Origin of the sequence: Pedobacter sp. PACM 27299, from assembly GCF_001412655.1 — a bacterium.
Taxonomy (GTDB): Bacteria; Bacteroidota; Bacteroidia; order Sphingobacteriales; family Sphingobacteriaceae; genus Pedobacter.
This window is the reverse complement of sequence record NZ_CP012996.1, coordinates 4,773,707-4,790,738: the sequence shown is the minus strand read 5'-3', so window position 1 is coordinate 4,790,738 and position 17,032 is coordinate 4,773,707. Positions and strand designations below refer to the sequence as shown.

The window sequence follows — 17,032 nt, the reverse complement described above, 5'->3', positions numbered from 1 at the left end:
AACTATCCTAAATAAAATATAGAGGTATGAAAACGAAAATATTAATACTGCTGATGAGCATCATGATGCTTTCCTGCTCCAAACTGTTAAATAAAGATCCTGATTTTGTAACGCCAGATACCTATTTTAACACAGAAGAAGACCTGAAAAATGGTCTTAATGGAGTGTACAATAGATTGATCGACCCTAATGGACGCGTGTATGGCCGTGGATTATTCAGCTATTTTGTAGTAAGTGATGAAGCGTTTTTTAAAAGCATTTCCATCAACAACATCCGTGTCATGGTAATGGATGCCAGTCATTTGGATATTGGCCGACTTTGGGAAGTATTGTATGAAGGGGTGAACCGTGCAAACCTGCTGCTGGAACAGGTAGATCAAGTGAATATGGATAAAACGCAGCGCGACGCCATCAAAGGGGAGACCTTGTTTTTGCGCGGCTATTATTATTACCTGCTCGCAGATCTTTTTGGCCCTGTCCCTCTAAAACTAAGTTCTACTAAATCGCCCAATGATCCCTACCTGCCACGTGCCCCTTTACCAGAAGTTTATGCTTCGATTGTAAAAGATATGCAGGACGCAGAAAAGCTGGTCAACGATATTGACTACTTCTCATACAATGAACGCATCTCCAAAACGGGGGTGCAGGCCATCCTGGCAAGGGTTTTTCTGAAGATGGCAGGTGCACCATTAAAAGACGTGGCCCGATATAAAGACGCGCTGGAATATGCAGACAAAGTGATCTTATCAAACAAACATGCGCTGAACGCGAATTATAAGCAGATTTTCATTAACCATACTCAGGACATCAATGAAAAGAAAGAATGTATCTGGGAAATTGGAATGTATGGCAATAAAGTAGGGACAGTAGACCTTGCCGGGTCCATGGGCGTAGAAAATGGAATTGAATGCCCAAGTGAGGCCATCGGTTTTTCCGGAGGTGCGATGAAAATCACCGCCAAACTGTATGAGCTTTTTGGTACCGCAGATACCGCCAGGAGAAACTGGAGCATCGCGCCATATCGCTTTGTAACGACTGCCGGCAATACCCTAAAGTCTAATTTTACCGATAAACAAATCTACGACCGCAATCCTGGTAAATGGAGAAGAGAGTACGAAACCGGATCCAAAGCAAGGAGCTATACCTCCACTAATTTCCCGGTGATCCGTTATTCAGATGTCTTATTGATGAAAGCAGAGGCTGAGAATGAAGTTAACGGAGGTCCAACAGCCGCTGCTTACGATGCGATCAATAAGGTGAGGAGAAGAGCATTTAATAAGCCGCTCGGTACTGCCAATGCCATTTGTGACATTCCAGCAGGATTAAATAAAACACAGTTTTTATCAAATATTCAGGACGAACGTGCAAGAGAATTGTGCTTTGAAGGAATCCGCAAGCATGACCTGATCCGCTGGGATATTTATGTGAAGACAATGAATGATTTAGGTAAAAACATTACGGCAACAGCACCTTCCACCTATAAATATGCCGCAAATGCCGGCAACAATACGACAGATAGAGATGTGTTTTTCCCAATCCCTACAACAGAATTAACAGTGAACAAACTTATAAAACAAAATAATGGTTGGTAGATTAATAGGACTGATATGTCTTTTCCCATATTTCGTTTTCGCACAGTCTAAAGCACCTTCAAAGTCTAAAGGGCCTGCTTTGGCCAATGGACATTTGAACTTAGAATGGGTAAATTCTGCGAAAGGGTATCACCTGAATAAGATATCAGTCCTCAATAAAGGATCATGGATGGAGCTGTCAGCAAAACCATCCGGAGAATTTTCTGTCCTGTATACTGCAGATACCCTATCTCTAAAGGAGAAAGGTACAGCGCAAGGCAATGATTTTCCGGAATCTATTTACCGTTACATCATTCCGATCTGGAAGCAAGGCACCGCTTTGGTTCAAATGAATAAGGCCGGAAAAGCTTTCGATTTTTATCCCGATAGGACAAAAGAAAGTCCTGATCAACTGATTTTTCAGAAGGAACTTGACCAGTTCTCCCTCAGTTCTTCCTGGGAGTTTGATGCACAGCATCCAAACGACCTGAAGGTGACGCTGAAATTAACAGCGAAAAAGCCAGGGTATTATTCCACTGCTTCGCCAGAACTAGCATTGTTTGATAAAAACAACTTTAAATGGGCAACCGTTCCAGGTGTTTTTCAAGGAAATCAACTAAATGCAAATTTCGTTAATGCTTATGCCTATGGACAGGGGATTCCCGATGTACCAGTGATGGTGAGGGAGCGCACGGTTTCCACCCTTTCGCCTTTAGTTCAAAATAATCAAAACATCACCTTAGCGGTTATTCCAGAACCCGGGACAGGACGAGACCCCTGGGCATCGGATACAAAAACTCAGGGAAGCTGGAATGTTGGACTATCAGTATTGAACAGAAAAGGGAATATGATGCCAACAGCCTATCACCCGGTACTGGGACAAGCCAATTCTTATCTGGCAAAAGGGGAATCAGTCAGCTTTTCTTTCCGCTATACCATCATGGCGGAGGACTGGTTTACAGTCATGAAACATGCTGCGAATGATATCTACCAATTTAAAGAGGTGCTGGCGCTGAAAAAGACAGCAAGCTCCCTTACAGATCGCGTATTTAAAATGACAAAATATGTAACTGACGACAGCCTTTCTATGTGGCAGCTTTCTCCCTATAAGAACATGGAGATCGGTGCTCAGAAATACCTGGGCGGAGTGTATGGCTCCGAAAAAGATGCGATCAAAAATTCAGATTATGGCGCGATGTGGATGCTCGCAAAGTTGACCAGCAATCAAAAGCTGATCAATAACCGCCTTCCTTATGCCAGAAACTTTAAAATCGCACAGCAGCATTCCGAAAAAGATTTCTTCTATGGCGCTTCCGAAGGCCAATACTTTTTACAAAACAGTAAGAAATTCACGGAAGAGTGGGGGCCTTATACAGAACCAATCGGAAGTACTTATTACCTGATGATGGATATAGGAAACATGCTCTTATTCAACCCGGATGATGCGAAATTGCGTGCGGAATTAAAATTAGCCGCTGAGAAATTATTGTCCTGGATGAAACCTGATGGAAGCTGGGAAGTGGCTTACGACAATAAGACCAATCAGGCCATGTTCAAGGATATTTTAGACCTAAGGCCCACATTTTATGGCTTGTTCATTGCCTACAAATTATTAGGAGATCAAAAGTATTTAAATGCCGCTAAAAAAGGGGCCGATTGGTACATCGAGCAGGCGATCAATAAAGGCGCATTTATCGGTGTTTGCGGCGACACCAGGTTTGCACCCGATTTCGCAACTGCACAGAGTGTACAAGCCTTATTGGATCTTTATGAGATTGATAAAGACCCCAAATATCAAAATGCTGCAATTGCTGCGGCTAAAATTTATACCGCATCGGTCTATACACATCCCATCCCTTCTGCACAGGAAAAACTGGTAAATGGAGTTAAAAGAGCAGACTGGGAAATCAGTCAGGCCGGACTAAGTTTTGAGCATGGCGGGATCCTTGGGTCCGCAAACCATCATGGGCCAATTTTACTGGCCAGCCATGCAGGGATGTTTCTCCGGATGTTCTCCATCACCAAAGATTCCTTATTTCTAACCATGTCCAGAGCTGCGGCATGGGGCAGAGATGCTTTTGTGGATCAAAAAACAGGCGTAGCTTCTTACTATTGGGACGCAATGGATAAGGGAGCAGGGCCATTTCCCCACCATGCCTGGTGGCAGATTGGCTGGATCATGGATTATTTGATCTCAGAAGCAAACCTTCGCTCAGATGGGCAGATCTCATTTCCACGAGGTTTTATTACGCCTAAAGTTGGTCCGCATCAAACTTATGGCTTTGCAGCAGGCAAAGTGTATGGTACAGCCGCTTCCTTAATTTTAGAACAAGGACTAGTTAAGGCCGAAAGTCCGTACCTGGAGTATGTAACGGCATTCAATGCTGATCAACGTAAGTGTTTTGTGGTACTCATGAACAATTCAGATCAGAGGCTGAACACACAGGTACAGCTTAACCCCGGAAAAATTCCAGGCCATTCAGCGGGGGTATCAAAAGAACTTGCGCTGATTGATATACATGGTAAGCGCAGCTTATTGTCCGGCAATTCCAATTCCCTGAACATTGAACTGGCCCCCTTTGGCTTAAAAGTAATAGAACTATGCTATTGAAAAAGATAATATTGTGTTTGGTATTCAGCTGCTCTGTATTTGCCTCTGGTAAAATATATGGGCAACATACTTATTTTATCGAAGCTGAAGACTTCCAGTTTCCTGCAGGCTGGGTATTTAGTAAAGAAGCAGGAACAAATGTCTCCGGAAAAGGTGCCTTATATTCGGCGGCTTCGAAAGAACCAATTCCTGATGCACTCACCGTGATTACCCTAAAAACAAAAGGCAGCTTTTTCGTCTGGACCAGATCCAGAGCCTATGCAGACCAAAAGCCGGGAACGAGAAGGTTTCTTTTATCGGTAAATGAACAGGATATGAGCCAGGAATCCGGCCATCATATCGGAGAAGGTTATGCCTGGGAAAAAGTAGGCCGCGCGGATCTTGATGCCGGAGAAAATGTGTTAAGGTTAAAAAATACCAGTAAGTATTTTGTACGCTGTGATGCCATTTTGCTGACCACTGAGGAGGCTTTTAATCCGAATAAGGAAAGTAATGCCCTTGCTGGTTATGCCTTAAAACCAAGTCTGGTGAAAGAAACGCCGGCAGTGTTACCGATTTCCGAACCCAGCACCTTTACAAAAAAGCCAAATACGCTCGCTTCGCTGTCTAATGATAAATTAAAGCTGAGTTTTGAAGAAGTAATGAATGATAAAACGGGGAAACAACAGATCGTTGCCACTACGGCCATCTTTCAGGATAAACGTTGGACCACATTAAAGGCGCAGGTAGAAGAACACCGGGTATTCCTGCTGACTGCCAAAAAAGCTAAAGTAGAATTTGGCGCTTACTTTACCTCATGGAAGAATGTGAAGAGCTTAACCGAGTTCGTGGTAAAAGGAAAGACCTATCATCCGATGGACCAGAATGCGGCCAAAAATCCTTTCCTGGCCGGAGAACTTTCCGCCTGTCTGCCCTCCGCTGTAAAGCAGGTTTCCCCGGAAGAACTCTGGGTAACGTACCTGACGGATAAAGGTCAGGAGGTTAAAGGAGTCTGGAAACTTAAACCCGGAGCCTCCCATTATGAGCTGAGTTTAACATATGTAGCTAAAGACGCTGGCTATTACAGTTTTGTTCTTTCTGCATTCCAGGATGTTCCTGAGCAGGAGCTGAAAAATGTACAGCTTCCTCCAATGTTTAATTATAAACGTTTGCCAGCAGAGCCGATAATGGTTCCCGGAGCGATGACGCCACAGCCGCTGGCGATAGTAGAGCTTGGCCAAAATAACAAGCAACTGAGTTTTTTTGTCACCGGCTCTTTAACTGATTTTCCATTAGACTGGGGAAAAGACAATACCTCCAGAATCGGTTTCTCCCTTAAAAATGCCTTCAATAAGGTACAGCCAGTAGCATTTGCACCAGTCTTAGGGCTGGATGATTCCAAACTCCTGGCCGGACAATCTTTAAAAAGAACATTCAATCTTGGCGCAGTACCAGACAACTGGAATGGCGCATTAGAATACATTTCGAATGCGATTTATCAGGTCAAAGATTACCGTTCTCAGGATTCCAGTTCCCTCACCAATGCTGCATTTAACATGATCGATCTGATCAGGAACGAAGATGCTTCAGGATGGAACCCCGAATTGAAAGGCTTTTATGATATCGAAGCCGATCCAAAAATAGCACCAACAGTAGCACAATCAGCCCCTCTGGCAGTGATTTCTGCAGCGATTATGGGCCGGGATGAGGAACTATACCTCAGTCGTGCACTACCGACCATAGAATATACCTTATCAAGAAGTGCATTCAGATGGGCCAAGGCTGCTGGTGCACCATACAACCTGAAAGAAGCTTCATTGGTGTTGGATCCCTATAAAAACGTACAATTTAACACCGCTTATTTTGATGCACTGAACCAGCTTTTAGAACAAAAGAACCCATGGCTGGTACAGGTAGGTATGCCAGATCAGCAACCTAGAAAATTGTCTGGCTATAGCGTAAACCTTCCGGCATGGACGCAGGAATTGGCAGCCTACCGACTCACAAAAGACAAACAATGGCTTGATAAAGCGGTTTTACATGCGAAGGAGTTTGTCCAGAAAGAGGTTTATGGCCAAAAGACACAGCTATTGACGGCCCAGCCATTTTACAATACCTCATTTTACCCCTATTGGTGGGATTTGATGGACCTCTATGAGATCAACAAAGACAAGACCTTTTTAGAAGCCGCCAAATATTCCTCATTTTTTACCATGGCAGGAATTCGTTCCTATCCGCTGGTTCAAAATAAGCCACAGCTGATTCATGAAGGAGGCAACTATGAGGGCAATACAAACCTGTGGTGGAAAGATGGGAAGAAATTCCGTTTAGGATTTCCACGCATCGCAGGCGATATCACTGAGAAAGAAGTCCCTGAATCACTGATCTCACCTGTAGGTTTGGGCTTGGAACAGCCCATTACTTTCTTCCTTCCCAATAAAAATGTACGTCATATCTTTATGTCTACCTGGGCACCGCATTTATTGCGCCTTTCTGCCGAAAGCAACAAGGATATTTTTGAGATTTATGCGCGGAACTCCATTATAGGCCGTTTTTCTAACTATCCAGGTTACTATGCAACCGGCTATACCGACCTTACTTACCGGGCAGATTATCCTTACAAAGGACCGGATATCAATTCCATTTATTACCATCACATCTCACCGCACCTGGCTTTTACCCTTGATTTTCTGGTTACCGAAGCCATTCAAAGGTCTAAAGGCAGTATCACTTTCCCATGGGGGAAACAAGAAGGTTTTGTTTGGTTTAACAACCGGATTTATGGTGCAGGAAAAGGAACTATTTTCGACGATAACCGCGTGAAACTTTGGCTGAAGAAAGGCCTGGTGACGATTGATAATCCTGCGATTAATTACATTACAGGGATTTCTGAGGATCGCTTTTGGCTGGTCTTATTAAATGAAGCACAACAGGAACAGCAGTTGGAAATTGGGCTGGACCTGGATCAGCTGGCCGTTAAAAATACAGGCGTTAAATTTTATAAAGGTGCTGCTGCTAAGCCAGAAAATATAGCGCTTTCCGGAAAGAACATGAAAGCGGTGATTGCAGGTAAAGGGCTAACTGCCTACTCATTCCCACTCGCAAAACCAGTGGCTGAAAAAGTGCTTTCTCCAGTTAAAAATGGGATGCAGGAAATAAATATTGGCGCTCCATGGGGCAAACTTCACGCTTTTCGGATTCGCTCGCCCTTTGGCTGGGATTCCATTTATGCTTACCTGAGCACAGCACCTTTAGCAGGAGCAGAAGCGGAGATGGAATTGAATGAGGATTCTGCCAGCATGGTGAAACGCGTAGGATATCCTTTTGAATGGTCTTTCAGTCGGATTTACCCGGAAAAGCCTGCATCTATCAGCTTGAAATTGAAAAGTAAGGACAGTAAAGAAGTCCTTCAAGTAGAGCTGCTGTTCGGAAATAATGATAAATAATGAATTTTTAAACTAGAATATATAAAGATGAAATACCTAAAAAATACCTTATTGCTCTGCTTGCTGCTAATCAGCCATATTTCATTCGGACAGGTTGCCGGGAAAGCAATGCGATTGTTTATTATTGGCAACAGCTTCTCCAAAAATGCTACTGCTTATCTGCCAAGTTTTGCAAAGGAAAATAACCAGCAATTGCTGCTGGGCAGAGCTGAGCTTGGCGGTTGCTCCCTACAGCAGCATTGGGAATATGCAGCAGCTGCGGAAGCCAATCCTGAAGACCCCAAAGGCAAGCCATACAACGGAAAATCACTGCGCATGCTTTTAGCGGAAGGTACCTGGGATGTGGTCACCATGCAGCAGTTTTCTTATTTGTCGGCGGATCTGGAAAGCTATAGCCCTTATGCCCAAAAGCTGTACGACTACATTAAATCACTGCAGCCAAATGCAAAGATTCTTTTACATCAAAGCTGGGCATACCGTTCTGATGCAAAGAAATTTGGTCGCGTAGCTCCTGAGCAGCCCGCTAAAAATCAGCAGGAAATGTGGCAGAAATCCAGGGCTGCCTACCATACAGTAGCCAGGCAATTGAACGTAGGAATCATTCCTGTGGGAGATGCCTTTAACACAGTTGCTTCGGGACCGGAATTTCGCTTTACAAAAGATATGAATTTTGATGCTGACCATGCGGTAGCACCAAACCTTCCCATCCAGACCAATTCCTTAAATATGGGCTATTATTGGAAAGACAATGCCTTGGTATTTGATCCTAACCACGCCAATGAAGCCGGAAGATACCTGGGTTCTTTAATCTGGTACGCCATTTTATTTAAGGTGTCGCCGGAAAAACTAACCTATCAGCCAAAAGAAGTTCCTGCTGATTTTGCCGCCTATTTAAGAAATGTTGCTGCAAAAACAGTGAAGAATTTATAATTTAAACAAACTATATGAACTCAGTAATAGACACCACAGTTATCGTTGTATTTTCAGTATTCATTATGATTATAGGTTTACTGTTTTCACGTACAGGCAGAAACCTTAAATCTTTTTTTGCAGGTGGTGAGGCTGTACCCTGGTTTATTGGAGGCTTGTCGCTGTTTATGAGTTTCTTCTCCGCCGGTACTTTTGTAGCCTGGGGATCCATTGCCTACAAATACGGCTGGGTAGCGGTAACCATTCAGTGGACGATGTGCATCGGTGGTTTAGTAACCGGATTATACATTGCCCCTAAATGGAAAGCAACAGGAAACCTGACCGCAGCCGAATTTATAAAGGATAGGCTAGGGGAGAATGTGCAGAAGAGTTTTATCTATATTTTCATGCTGGTATCGCTGTTCATTAAAGGCTCAGTATTGTACTCTGTCTCTAAATTAGTGGGCTCCTCGCTGGAATTCCCGCTTATCCCAGTGACCTTAGTGCTGGGGATATTTATGATTGCCTATACTGCCGTGGGTGGTTTATGGGCAGTAATGGTGACCGATATTTTGCAGTTTGTGATTCTAACCACCGCAGTATTGCTGATCATTCCATTGGCTTTTACAGAAGCCGGAGGAGTACATAGTTTTGTGTCTAAAGTTCCTGATCACTTTTTTGAAGCCGTAAATGGCGAGTATACCTGGGGTTTCATTGCTGCTTTCGCCCTTTATCACATCTTTTATATTGGCGGAAACTGGACTTTTGTTCAACGGTACACCAGTGTGGATACGCCAAAATCAGCTTCTAAAGTGGCTTTTCTGTTCGCTGGATTATACATCGTAAGTCCGGTTTTATGGATGCTGCCTCCAATGATTTATCAAACCATTAATCCTGGATTAACCGGACTGGAAACCGAAAATGCTTATTTGATGGTCTGTAAACAAGTGCTTCCGGCAGGACTCATGGGTCTCATTCTGACTGGAATGTATTTTTCTACCTCAGCCTCTGCAAATACAGCCTTAAATGTGGTTTCTGCAGTGTTTACCAATGATGTTTATAAAGGAACGATCAATCCAGGAGCATCAGATGAGAAACTAATGAAGGTGGCACGTACCTCTTCCTGGTGCTTCGGTTTCGGAATGATTTTGATTGCACTGATTGTGCCTTATATCGGTGGGATTGTAGAATTTACATTGAGCGTTGGCGCAATTACTGGTGGTCCTTTATTGGCCCCGCCAATCTGGGCTTTGTTTTCGAAACGAATTACAGGTAAAGCGACCATTTTCATTACCATGATCAGTTTGGCAGTAAACCTAATATTTAAGATCGTACTGCCACTGCTGACAGATGACAAATTAAGTCGGGCTAATGAAATGCTGCTGGGTGTATTGCTCCCTTTTGTCCTGCTATTAGCCTATGAAATCTATGCTGCTGCAAAAGGGAAACTGAGTGCTGAATACCTGGATTTGCAGCTGCGTAAAGCGGTAAGAGACGCAAAGGTCATCGTAGTTGATGAAAAAGAAGCCGCAGAAATCAAAAGACAAAATAAGTTTGGATTGCAGGTCATCTCATTTTCATTAGGCTTTATTGCCCTCATGTTATACATACTTTGTGCTTTTACAGCCAAAGGAACAGTGATGGTAGCGGTAATTGCAACGATCATATTGCTCAGTGCATGGATTCCGTATCATGCCTCTAAAAAAAATATGGAAGCCTTAGCACCTATTGAATAGGCTTTGCTCAAGGTCGGCAAGCTGAAGCAGCCGTTTTTCTGAAAAGGAGAACGGCTGCTTTCGTTTCCAGCCTCTCAATGGTAATTTTTAATAGCCGGACCAATATGTCCTTTTCTAATTTTTTAGTATATCTTGGTAGATAAATTCTGATCTTCTGAAAATTTATTCTCCAATTTTAACGCTTGTTTATCCTATGTATCACCTCCCTTTTTATAGTACGATTCGTATCTCGGCATTTCTTGGACTTTTCATTTGCTCTTTTAACTCCTCGGCACAAAATCTGCCGCCAAACACTACCTGGGAAGGGAAGCTGATTGGTATGCGTTTCGTTTTAAAGCTATCAGAGGATAGCTTATCTAAACAGCCAACCGCTGTATTCGATAGTCCTGATCAAGGTGCTTTTGGGATAAAAGTTTCAAAGTTGACCATCAGCAGCGATAGCCTTACCGCTTATACAGCCCTTTTAAAAGGTGGTTTTAAGGGAAAGTTCAACGCAGATCAATCGGAAGTATCCGGTAAATGGACCCAAAGTGGTAGAGCGTTCGACCTCTCTTTAAAAAGAGTAGCCAATCAGACTCTCCTGAAGAGGCCACAAACACCTAAAGCACCATTTCCTTATTCGGAAGAGAAAGTAATCTATTTTAATAAGGATAAAACTATTCAGTATGGGGCCACATTAACGCTTCCGCCATCAGTGAAAAATCCTCCTGTAGTCATTTTAATCACCGGTTCCGGCCAGCAGGATCGTGACGAATCACTTTTTGGCCATAAACCATTTTGGGTAATTGCAGATCACCTGAGTAGAAATGGGATTGCCGTTTTAAGAGTGGATGATCGGGGAGTTGGAGAAACTACTGGCAATGTTTATGAGGCCACTTCTGCTGATTTTGCTAAAGATGTGCTCGTTGGTGTAGCTTACCTGAAATCCCGTAAGGAGCTTGGCCTGGGGAAAATAGGTTTAATTGGACATAGTGAAGGTGGTATTATTGCGCCCTTAGCCGCCAGCCAATCTAAAGATATTGCCTTCATTGTAAGTCTTGCAGGCGTAGCAGTTAAAGGTGCTGATCTGATGAAAAAACAATCCTCGGAAATGTACCGCCTGACTGGTCTTAATAAAGTAGAATTGGAAGCTGCAAACTCTTATACAAAAATGCTCATTGAGGTGGCCAGCTTGGATATAGGGGAAGAAGAACGGAAAACGCTGTTTAAAAAATCGATGACAGACTGGCTTAAGCAGCAACCCGATTCATTATTAGTTAAATTAGGTTTTAAAGGGCCAAATGCTGATGATCACATCAGGAAAAGTGCAGAGCTGTACTTTTCTCCATGGATGCGGTACTTTCTAAAATATGATCCTGCACCTGTTCTGACTAAAATACAAATTCCATTCCTGGCATTAAATGGTGAAAAGGATATTCAGGTAAGTGCAAAAGAAAACCTGGCAGGATTTGATCAGCTTTTAAAGAAAGCGGGGAACAAAAATGTTAAAGTAGTACTGCTGCCAAATCTTAATCATCTTTTCCAGCATGCAAAGACCGGGGGAGCAGACGAATACGGTGTAATTGAAGAAACCATTGCCCCAGAGGTACTGGAGATTATGAACAATTGGATCTTAAAAATAAAATAGAGGTATAATACTTGGCTAAGAAACAGCCGAAATCAATACCCTTGTCACTTCCTGAAAATAGTTGACGATTTTAACTGATACAAATACATAAAAAAGGCTCAAGCATTTTCAAAGAATGTTTGAGCTTTTTTTATGTATTTATATAAATATATCTATATGTCTTGCTGTATAGATTGAAAGTTATAATTGAAGATTTAAATCAAGAATCAAACGAAAATTATATTTTAGCTAAATGAAATTAGCACTCTACATTTTGATAGCTGCAATAGCTGCCATCCTGATCAATTTCTGGTATCAGATTTATGTGACCGGCAGGTATTACGCCAGTGCCGGCTTATTCTTTACCACCATCGGTGCATTGATTCCAATCGCGCTGATCTACATTGCCTTCTTATTAATCAAACGAATAAAAAATAGCTAAACAATGAAAAACTTATTGACCACCACCTTATGTTTCGGCCTGATGGCTGTCTCTTTAACTTCCTGCGACCGTGCGCAATCAAATGTACAGACTTTATATACCAGTAACTGCGGAGTGAGTTGGGAGTTGATCAAAGCAGGAGAAACCGTTCCAAAAGGAGTGGGCATGTGCTCTTATAAAATTACTGTGCCTGATTATCCAATGCAAGGAGAGAGCGTTTTCAAAAGTGCCTTCAAAAACCGGGTCATGGCAAAGATTGAAGTCACCTACGATTATTCCATAACTGACGCCAAATTGTATATCGGAGAAGCGAAATACCTGGGGAAAATGAATAGCGACAGCGATAGTGAGGTGAACAGTTCAAAAGCCTACGAAACTGCTGAAAACTCGGTGATCGATAAAAGAATCAAGGAAATAGCCAGGGATCTTTTATTGACGGAAGATATTGTCGATTTCAACCAGAATGAGTTTGAAGCCGAGCTGCTAAAAAATGTAAATGACTTATTGAAAACAAAAGGAGTAACTATAAACTTCCTTTCCTTCGTTCCAATTCCTGAAGAGCAAACCAGACAGGCAATTGATGTGGTGACTGCAATGAAAATTTATGAATCAAAAGGACTGACTGAAATCGGAAAAGCAGTATCAGCAGCAAGGGCAGGAGCGACTAAGGTCGAAGTTACAGTGAAAAAAGACGATCAGCCTGTAAAAGAGGACTAGAAAATTAGAACCTTCCCATTAAAACCTACTTCAGTGGAAAATATTAGAACTTCTTTTCCAGTATAAAAGAAAAGGGAAATTATCCGAAGACAATTTCCCTTTATCTAAATTAACGCTCTCATATACAAAGACGCTGGAACGAAGAAATTATTGTGTTACCCGAATAATTTCTTCGTTTATTTTTGATTGACCACCGCCCATTCCCTGAATTGTAAAATCGCTTTGCTCAATACTCCGGCAGATCCTTTAAACTTACCAGACCCATCAGGAACATTTCCTTTGCCATACCATTCATAAAAACCCTGGTTTTTTACGACACGATTGATCATCGGTCTAACCTCTTCATAAGCCTCTTTTACAAAACCATTGGCTATTAATTGCTGGATCATTCTTCCACCAAACCAGGTCCAATCACCCCCATTTTGATAATGATAAGGTTTGGCCATTCCACCTTTAAAAAAGCCATCCGGATAAGTAGGGTATAAAGTCAGGCCAATACTCGGCATACCGGAAAGTTTTACATTTTCCAGCATCTGCTTATTCACTATTGCAATCTCTTTCTTAGAAAGTAATCCTGCTTCTATGGCAACTGCGGTACCGCCATGATAATGAATGGTGTTTTCATCGAACCCAGCTGGAATAGGTGATTTCCCAGGGTAAATATGAGGGATGAACTTCTGTCTTTTTGCATCCCAAAGGTATTTCCTCACATTTTCATGAATGCCTTTTTTCATTTTTGCCCATTGTGCAGCTTTTTGTGGGTCTGGTACCACTTCAATTAAATATTGCAGCGCGATCATGAACATGGCATTGTCGTAAACATCGATGGCCTCGTCAGACAGCTCATTCCAATCGCAGCCAAAGCTGTCGTTGGGCTGTACATCGCCCCAATCCGCCGTCATGGCTCCCCATAATAAACCGTATTTTTTGTTGTAACGCTCACGCAGCAGGTAATCAATCATCTTTTCCATTCGGACAAGCACGGTTACTCCGGCCACTTTTTCCTGTAACAGTCCAACATCTCCGGTCTTTTGAATGTATTTTCCTACCAACTGGATTAATGAAGTTTCCTGGTCCGTTTCGACAGTGTTTTTAAAGCCAACATGACCTGGGGCAGCATCAGAATAGTATGGGGTATCGTCATTCCAGGTGAAATCTTTTTTAACCACATAACCATCTACCATCTCATCATTCTTTTGCTGCAAGGCAAAAAACATCAGGATAGCGCCCCGTACATCTTCCTTGGAACGTACGTCTAAGGAAGTCTCAATAAGTGTGTTGAAGTCACGTGCCCAGATCTGAGAGTAACCGCTTCCAGCATTAAAGCCCTCTTTAATGATGCTTTTTGCCAGACTATCAACCATGGTTAAGGACGAATCTGCAAGAATTTGTGCAGCCAGCTGTTGATGCTGAGCTTTTCCCTTAGAATAGCATCCGAATACAAAAAATGCGCAGGATAAAGCGTAAAGTGAATGTTTTCTCATATTTAATTAAGTTGTTTTTGGAGTTGAATTTTATCAGAGGCTGATCCGATCATCAGGGTAAATGTGCTGCCCGGTTCAAATACCTTTTTCATATCCCGATTGATGATGGAAAGGTCATCCCTGCTCAGTACAAATTCGACTTGCTTTGATGCTCCGGATTTAAGATGAACCCGCTCGAAATTCTTCAGTTGCTGAACTGGTTGTGAGGTGGAAGCATATTGATTTTTCAGGTAAAGCTGTACTACTTCATCGCCATCATAGGCGCCCTTATTCAACAAAGTAAAGGATACTTTATAATTGCCATCTGCATCTGCGGCGTTCACATTCAGCTGATCATAAATAAAGCTGGTATAACTTTGACCATAGCCAAACGCATAAAGTGGCGTAGCTTCTTCTTCCACATAACGATGATCCAAAGGGCTTTTCCGATTGTAATGAACAGGGATTTGCCCCACACTCCGAGGGACTGAAATTGGAAGCCTGCCTGCTGGATTATAATCTCCGAATAATACATCGGCAACTGCCGATCCACCTTCTTGTCCGGGGTACCAGGCACACAATAAAGCATCTGCATTTTCTTTAGCCCAGTTCATATTGAGCGGCCTTCCTTGTAGGTAGATGACAATTAATGGTTTGCCGGTTTTCTTTAAGGCTCGCAATAGCTCCATTTGTTTGCCCAGCAGATCCAGCGTAGAACGATCAAAACCTTCCCCGCTTTCCATATCCGAAATCGTTTCAACAGAGGCGATTGCCGCTCCTGTGGCAGCGTAGGAGGTCTTGAAATCACGTGCACTGGAACCACCTACAACGGCAACGATCACATCAGACGCTGCTGCGGCCGCCACTGCCTGAGGGATGCTGCTAGCTGTGGTATCACGGATCGAACAGCCTTTCACATAAGTCACCATGGAAGGGGAGAGTTTGGAACGCAGCCCCTGCAATACGGTGACTACATTTCCTTCAGCTTGCGGAGCAGTATAATCGCCGAGCATATTGTAAACATTGTCGGCATTAGGACCTACAACAGCAAGTTTGAGCCCTTTTTTCAAGGGAAGCAGGCTGTTTTTATTCTCTAACAGGATGATGGATTCTCTGGCTACCTGACGGGAAAGCAGGATGTTTTCTTTCGTTTTAATCTCTTTCTTAGCTTTTTGCACATCGACAAATGGGTGTTCAAATAATCCCATTTCGAATTTTAGGCGGAGTACCCGCGATACAGCAGTATCAATAAATCGCGCTTCAACTTTTCCCTGCTCCACTGCAGCAATCAGGTTAGGGTAGGCATTTCCGCCCAAATCTGCATCTAAGCCTGCAGTAAGGGCCAATTTGGCCGCTTGGGTGTAATCCCTGGCAATCCGGTGACTGCCTTTAATTCCTTCAATACTGCCCAAATCAGAAACCGTAAATCCTTTAAATCCCCATTCTTTGATCAAAATATCCGTCAATAAAAAACTGTTGGAACTGCATGGAATGCCATCTATGGAATTATAAGCCGCCATGATGGACCTTGCACCTGCTTTTACCGCAGATTGAAAAGGAGGGAGAAAATATTCCCGCAATTCACGCTCACCAACACTGGCAGCAGCGCCATTATGCCCGCCTTCAGGTATGGCGTAAGCTACAAAGTGCTTCAGCGTGGCGATGGTACTATAAGGATTGGAAAGTTTTCCGGCACCTAAACCAGTAATGATAGCGCTGGCAAGCTTAGCAGTCAATATCGGGTCTTCTCCATAACTTTCTTCTACACGCGACCAGCGTGGATCACGTGATAAATCCAATACCGGGCCGTAGCTGATGTGAGCGCCCTGCAGACGAACTTCTTTAGCAACAGCCGCCGACATACGGGTTAATAAGGCCTGATTCCAGGTAGAAGCCTGCCCAATGCCCGTTGGAAACACGGTGGTCCCAATGGCCATGTGGCCATGGGGTGCCTCTTCTGCTAAAAATATAGGAATCCCCAGACGGGTATTCTTGATCATATACTGCTGTAATTCATTCGCTGCTTCCGCCGACATTTCTGGATTAAGGCCATTCGCCAGCGTTTTTTGTGTCCATGGATCAGCTCTGAAAGTTGCCCAGAGCATCCCAGCCTGTTTTTCAGCAATAAGATCCTTGAATTTTTGAGACACTTTCACTTTGTTCCCTTGTCGCTCGTACATTTCCCAGCCCAGCGGACTCAGCAATTGACCTACTTTTTCTTTGAGTGTCATTCTACTGATCAGATCTTTGGTCCTTATTGCTATAGGCTGACTGGCATCTTTATATAAAGGCTGCTGGCAAATAGCAGTCAATGGCAAAGAAAAAAAGGCACAGCAGGTCAAATGTTTAAGCTTATTCATGGTTTGGTTAGATTGTATGTACATACAAGTATAGTGAAATTTAAATATTACTCATAAATAATTGAATTTTTATCTTTTGATTCTTCTTTTTAAGTGTTTAACTGTTTATTTTATAATAAATTTTAAAGTACTGGAGATTTAAAATATATTTGAAAACTATGTATGTACATTTGGCCTGGATGCTGCTTTTGT

Annotated in this window: 10 protein-coding genes; 8 read left to right on the top strand and 2 right to left on the bottom strand. The window is 42.9% G+C overall.

Annotation, left to right across the window (positions count from 1 at the left end):
• Nucleotides 1-26: 26 nt before the first annotated feature.
• From AQ505_RS20165 to AQ505_RS20130, 8 genes are all read left to right on the top strand, one after another.
• Nucleotides 27-1,592 (top strand): RagB/SusD family nutrient uptake outer membrane protein, encoded by a 1,566-nt coding sequence (locus AQ505_RS20165; RefSeq protein WP_082461654.1) that lies wholly within the window; start codon nucleotides 27-29, stop codon nucleotides 1,590-1,592.
• Nucleotides 1,582-4,182, top strand: a complete 2,601-nt coding sequence (locus AQ505_RS20160) for a glycerophosphoryl diester phosphodiesterase (RefSeq protein ID WP_062549836.1) — start codon at nucleotides 1,582-1,584, stop codon at nucleotides 4,180-4,182. The genes AQ505_RS20165 and AQ505_RS20160 overlap by 11 nt, the downstream gene beginning before the upstream one ends.
• Nucleotides 4,173-7,607, top strand: coding sequence for a hypothetical protein (locus tag AQ505_RS20155; RefSeq protein ID WP_062549835.1), 3,435 nt, complete (start codon nucleotides 4,173-4,175; stop codon nucleotides 7,605-7,607). The genes AQ505_RS20160 and AQ505_RS20155 overlap by 10 nt, the downstream gene beginning before the upstream one ends.
• Before the next feature lie 27 nt (nucleotides 7,608-7,634).
• A complete protein-coding gene (locus AQ505_RS20150) occupies nucleotides 7,635-8,537 on the top strand; it encodes a DUF4886 domain-containing protein (protein WP_062549834.1) in 903 nt (300 codons plus the stop codon).
• A 14-nt stretch (nucleotides 8,538-8,551) separates the two neighbouring features.
• A complete protein-coding gene (locus tag AQ505_RS20145) occupies nucleotides 8,552-10,252 on the top strand; it encodes a sodium:solute symporter family protein (protein WP_062549833.1) in 1,701 nt (566 codons plus the stop codon).
• A 193-nt stretch (nucleotides 10,253-10,445) separates the two neighbouring features.
• Nucleotides 10,446-11,879: an alpha/beta hydrolase family protein gene (locus AQ505_RS20140; protein ID WP_082461653.1), complete on the top strand. Its 1,434-nt coding sequence runs from the start codon at nucleotides 10,446-10,448 to the stop codon at nucleotides 11,877-11,879.
• Nucleotides 11,880-12,111: 232 nt separating this feature from the next.
• A complete protein-coding gene (locus AQ505_RS20135; protein ID WP_062549832.1) occupies nucleotides 12,112-12,300 on the top strand; it encodes a hypothetical protein in 189 nt (62 codons plus the stop codon).
• 3 nt (nucleotides 12,301-12,303) lie between these two features.
• On the top strand, nucleotides 12,304-13,017 hold the full coding sequence (locus AQ505_RS20130; RefSeq protein ID WP_062549831.1) for an SPFH domain-containing protein: 714 nt from the start codon (nucleotides 12,304-12,306) through the stop codon (nucleotides 13,015-13,017).
• A 176-nt stretch (nucleotides 13,018-13,193) separates the two neighbouring features.
• Here the strand turns inward: AQ505_RS20130 and AQ505_RS20125 are convergent, their stop codons facing one another.
• Together AQ505_RS20125 and AQ505_RS20120 are read right to left on the bottom strand one after the other, a co-directional pair.
• Nucleotides 13,194-14,501, bottom strand: a complete 1,308-nt coding sequence (locus AQ505_RS20125) for a hypothetical protein (RefSeq protein ID WP_062549830.1) — start codon at nucleotides 14,499-14,501, stop codon at nucleotides 13,194-13,196.
• Nucleotides 14,502-14,503: 2 nt separating this feature from the next.
• Nucleotides 14,504-16,840 (bottom strand): glycoside hydrolase family 3 N-terminal domain-containing protein, encoded by a 2,337-nt coding sequence (locus tag AQ505_RS20120; protein WP_062551133.1) that lies wholly within the window; start codon nucleotides 16,838-16,840, stop codon nucleotides 14,504-14,506.
• Nucleotides 16,841-17,032: the final 192 nt, after the last annotated feature.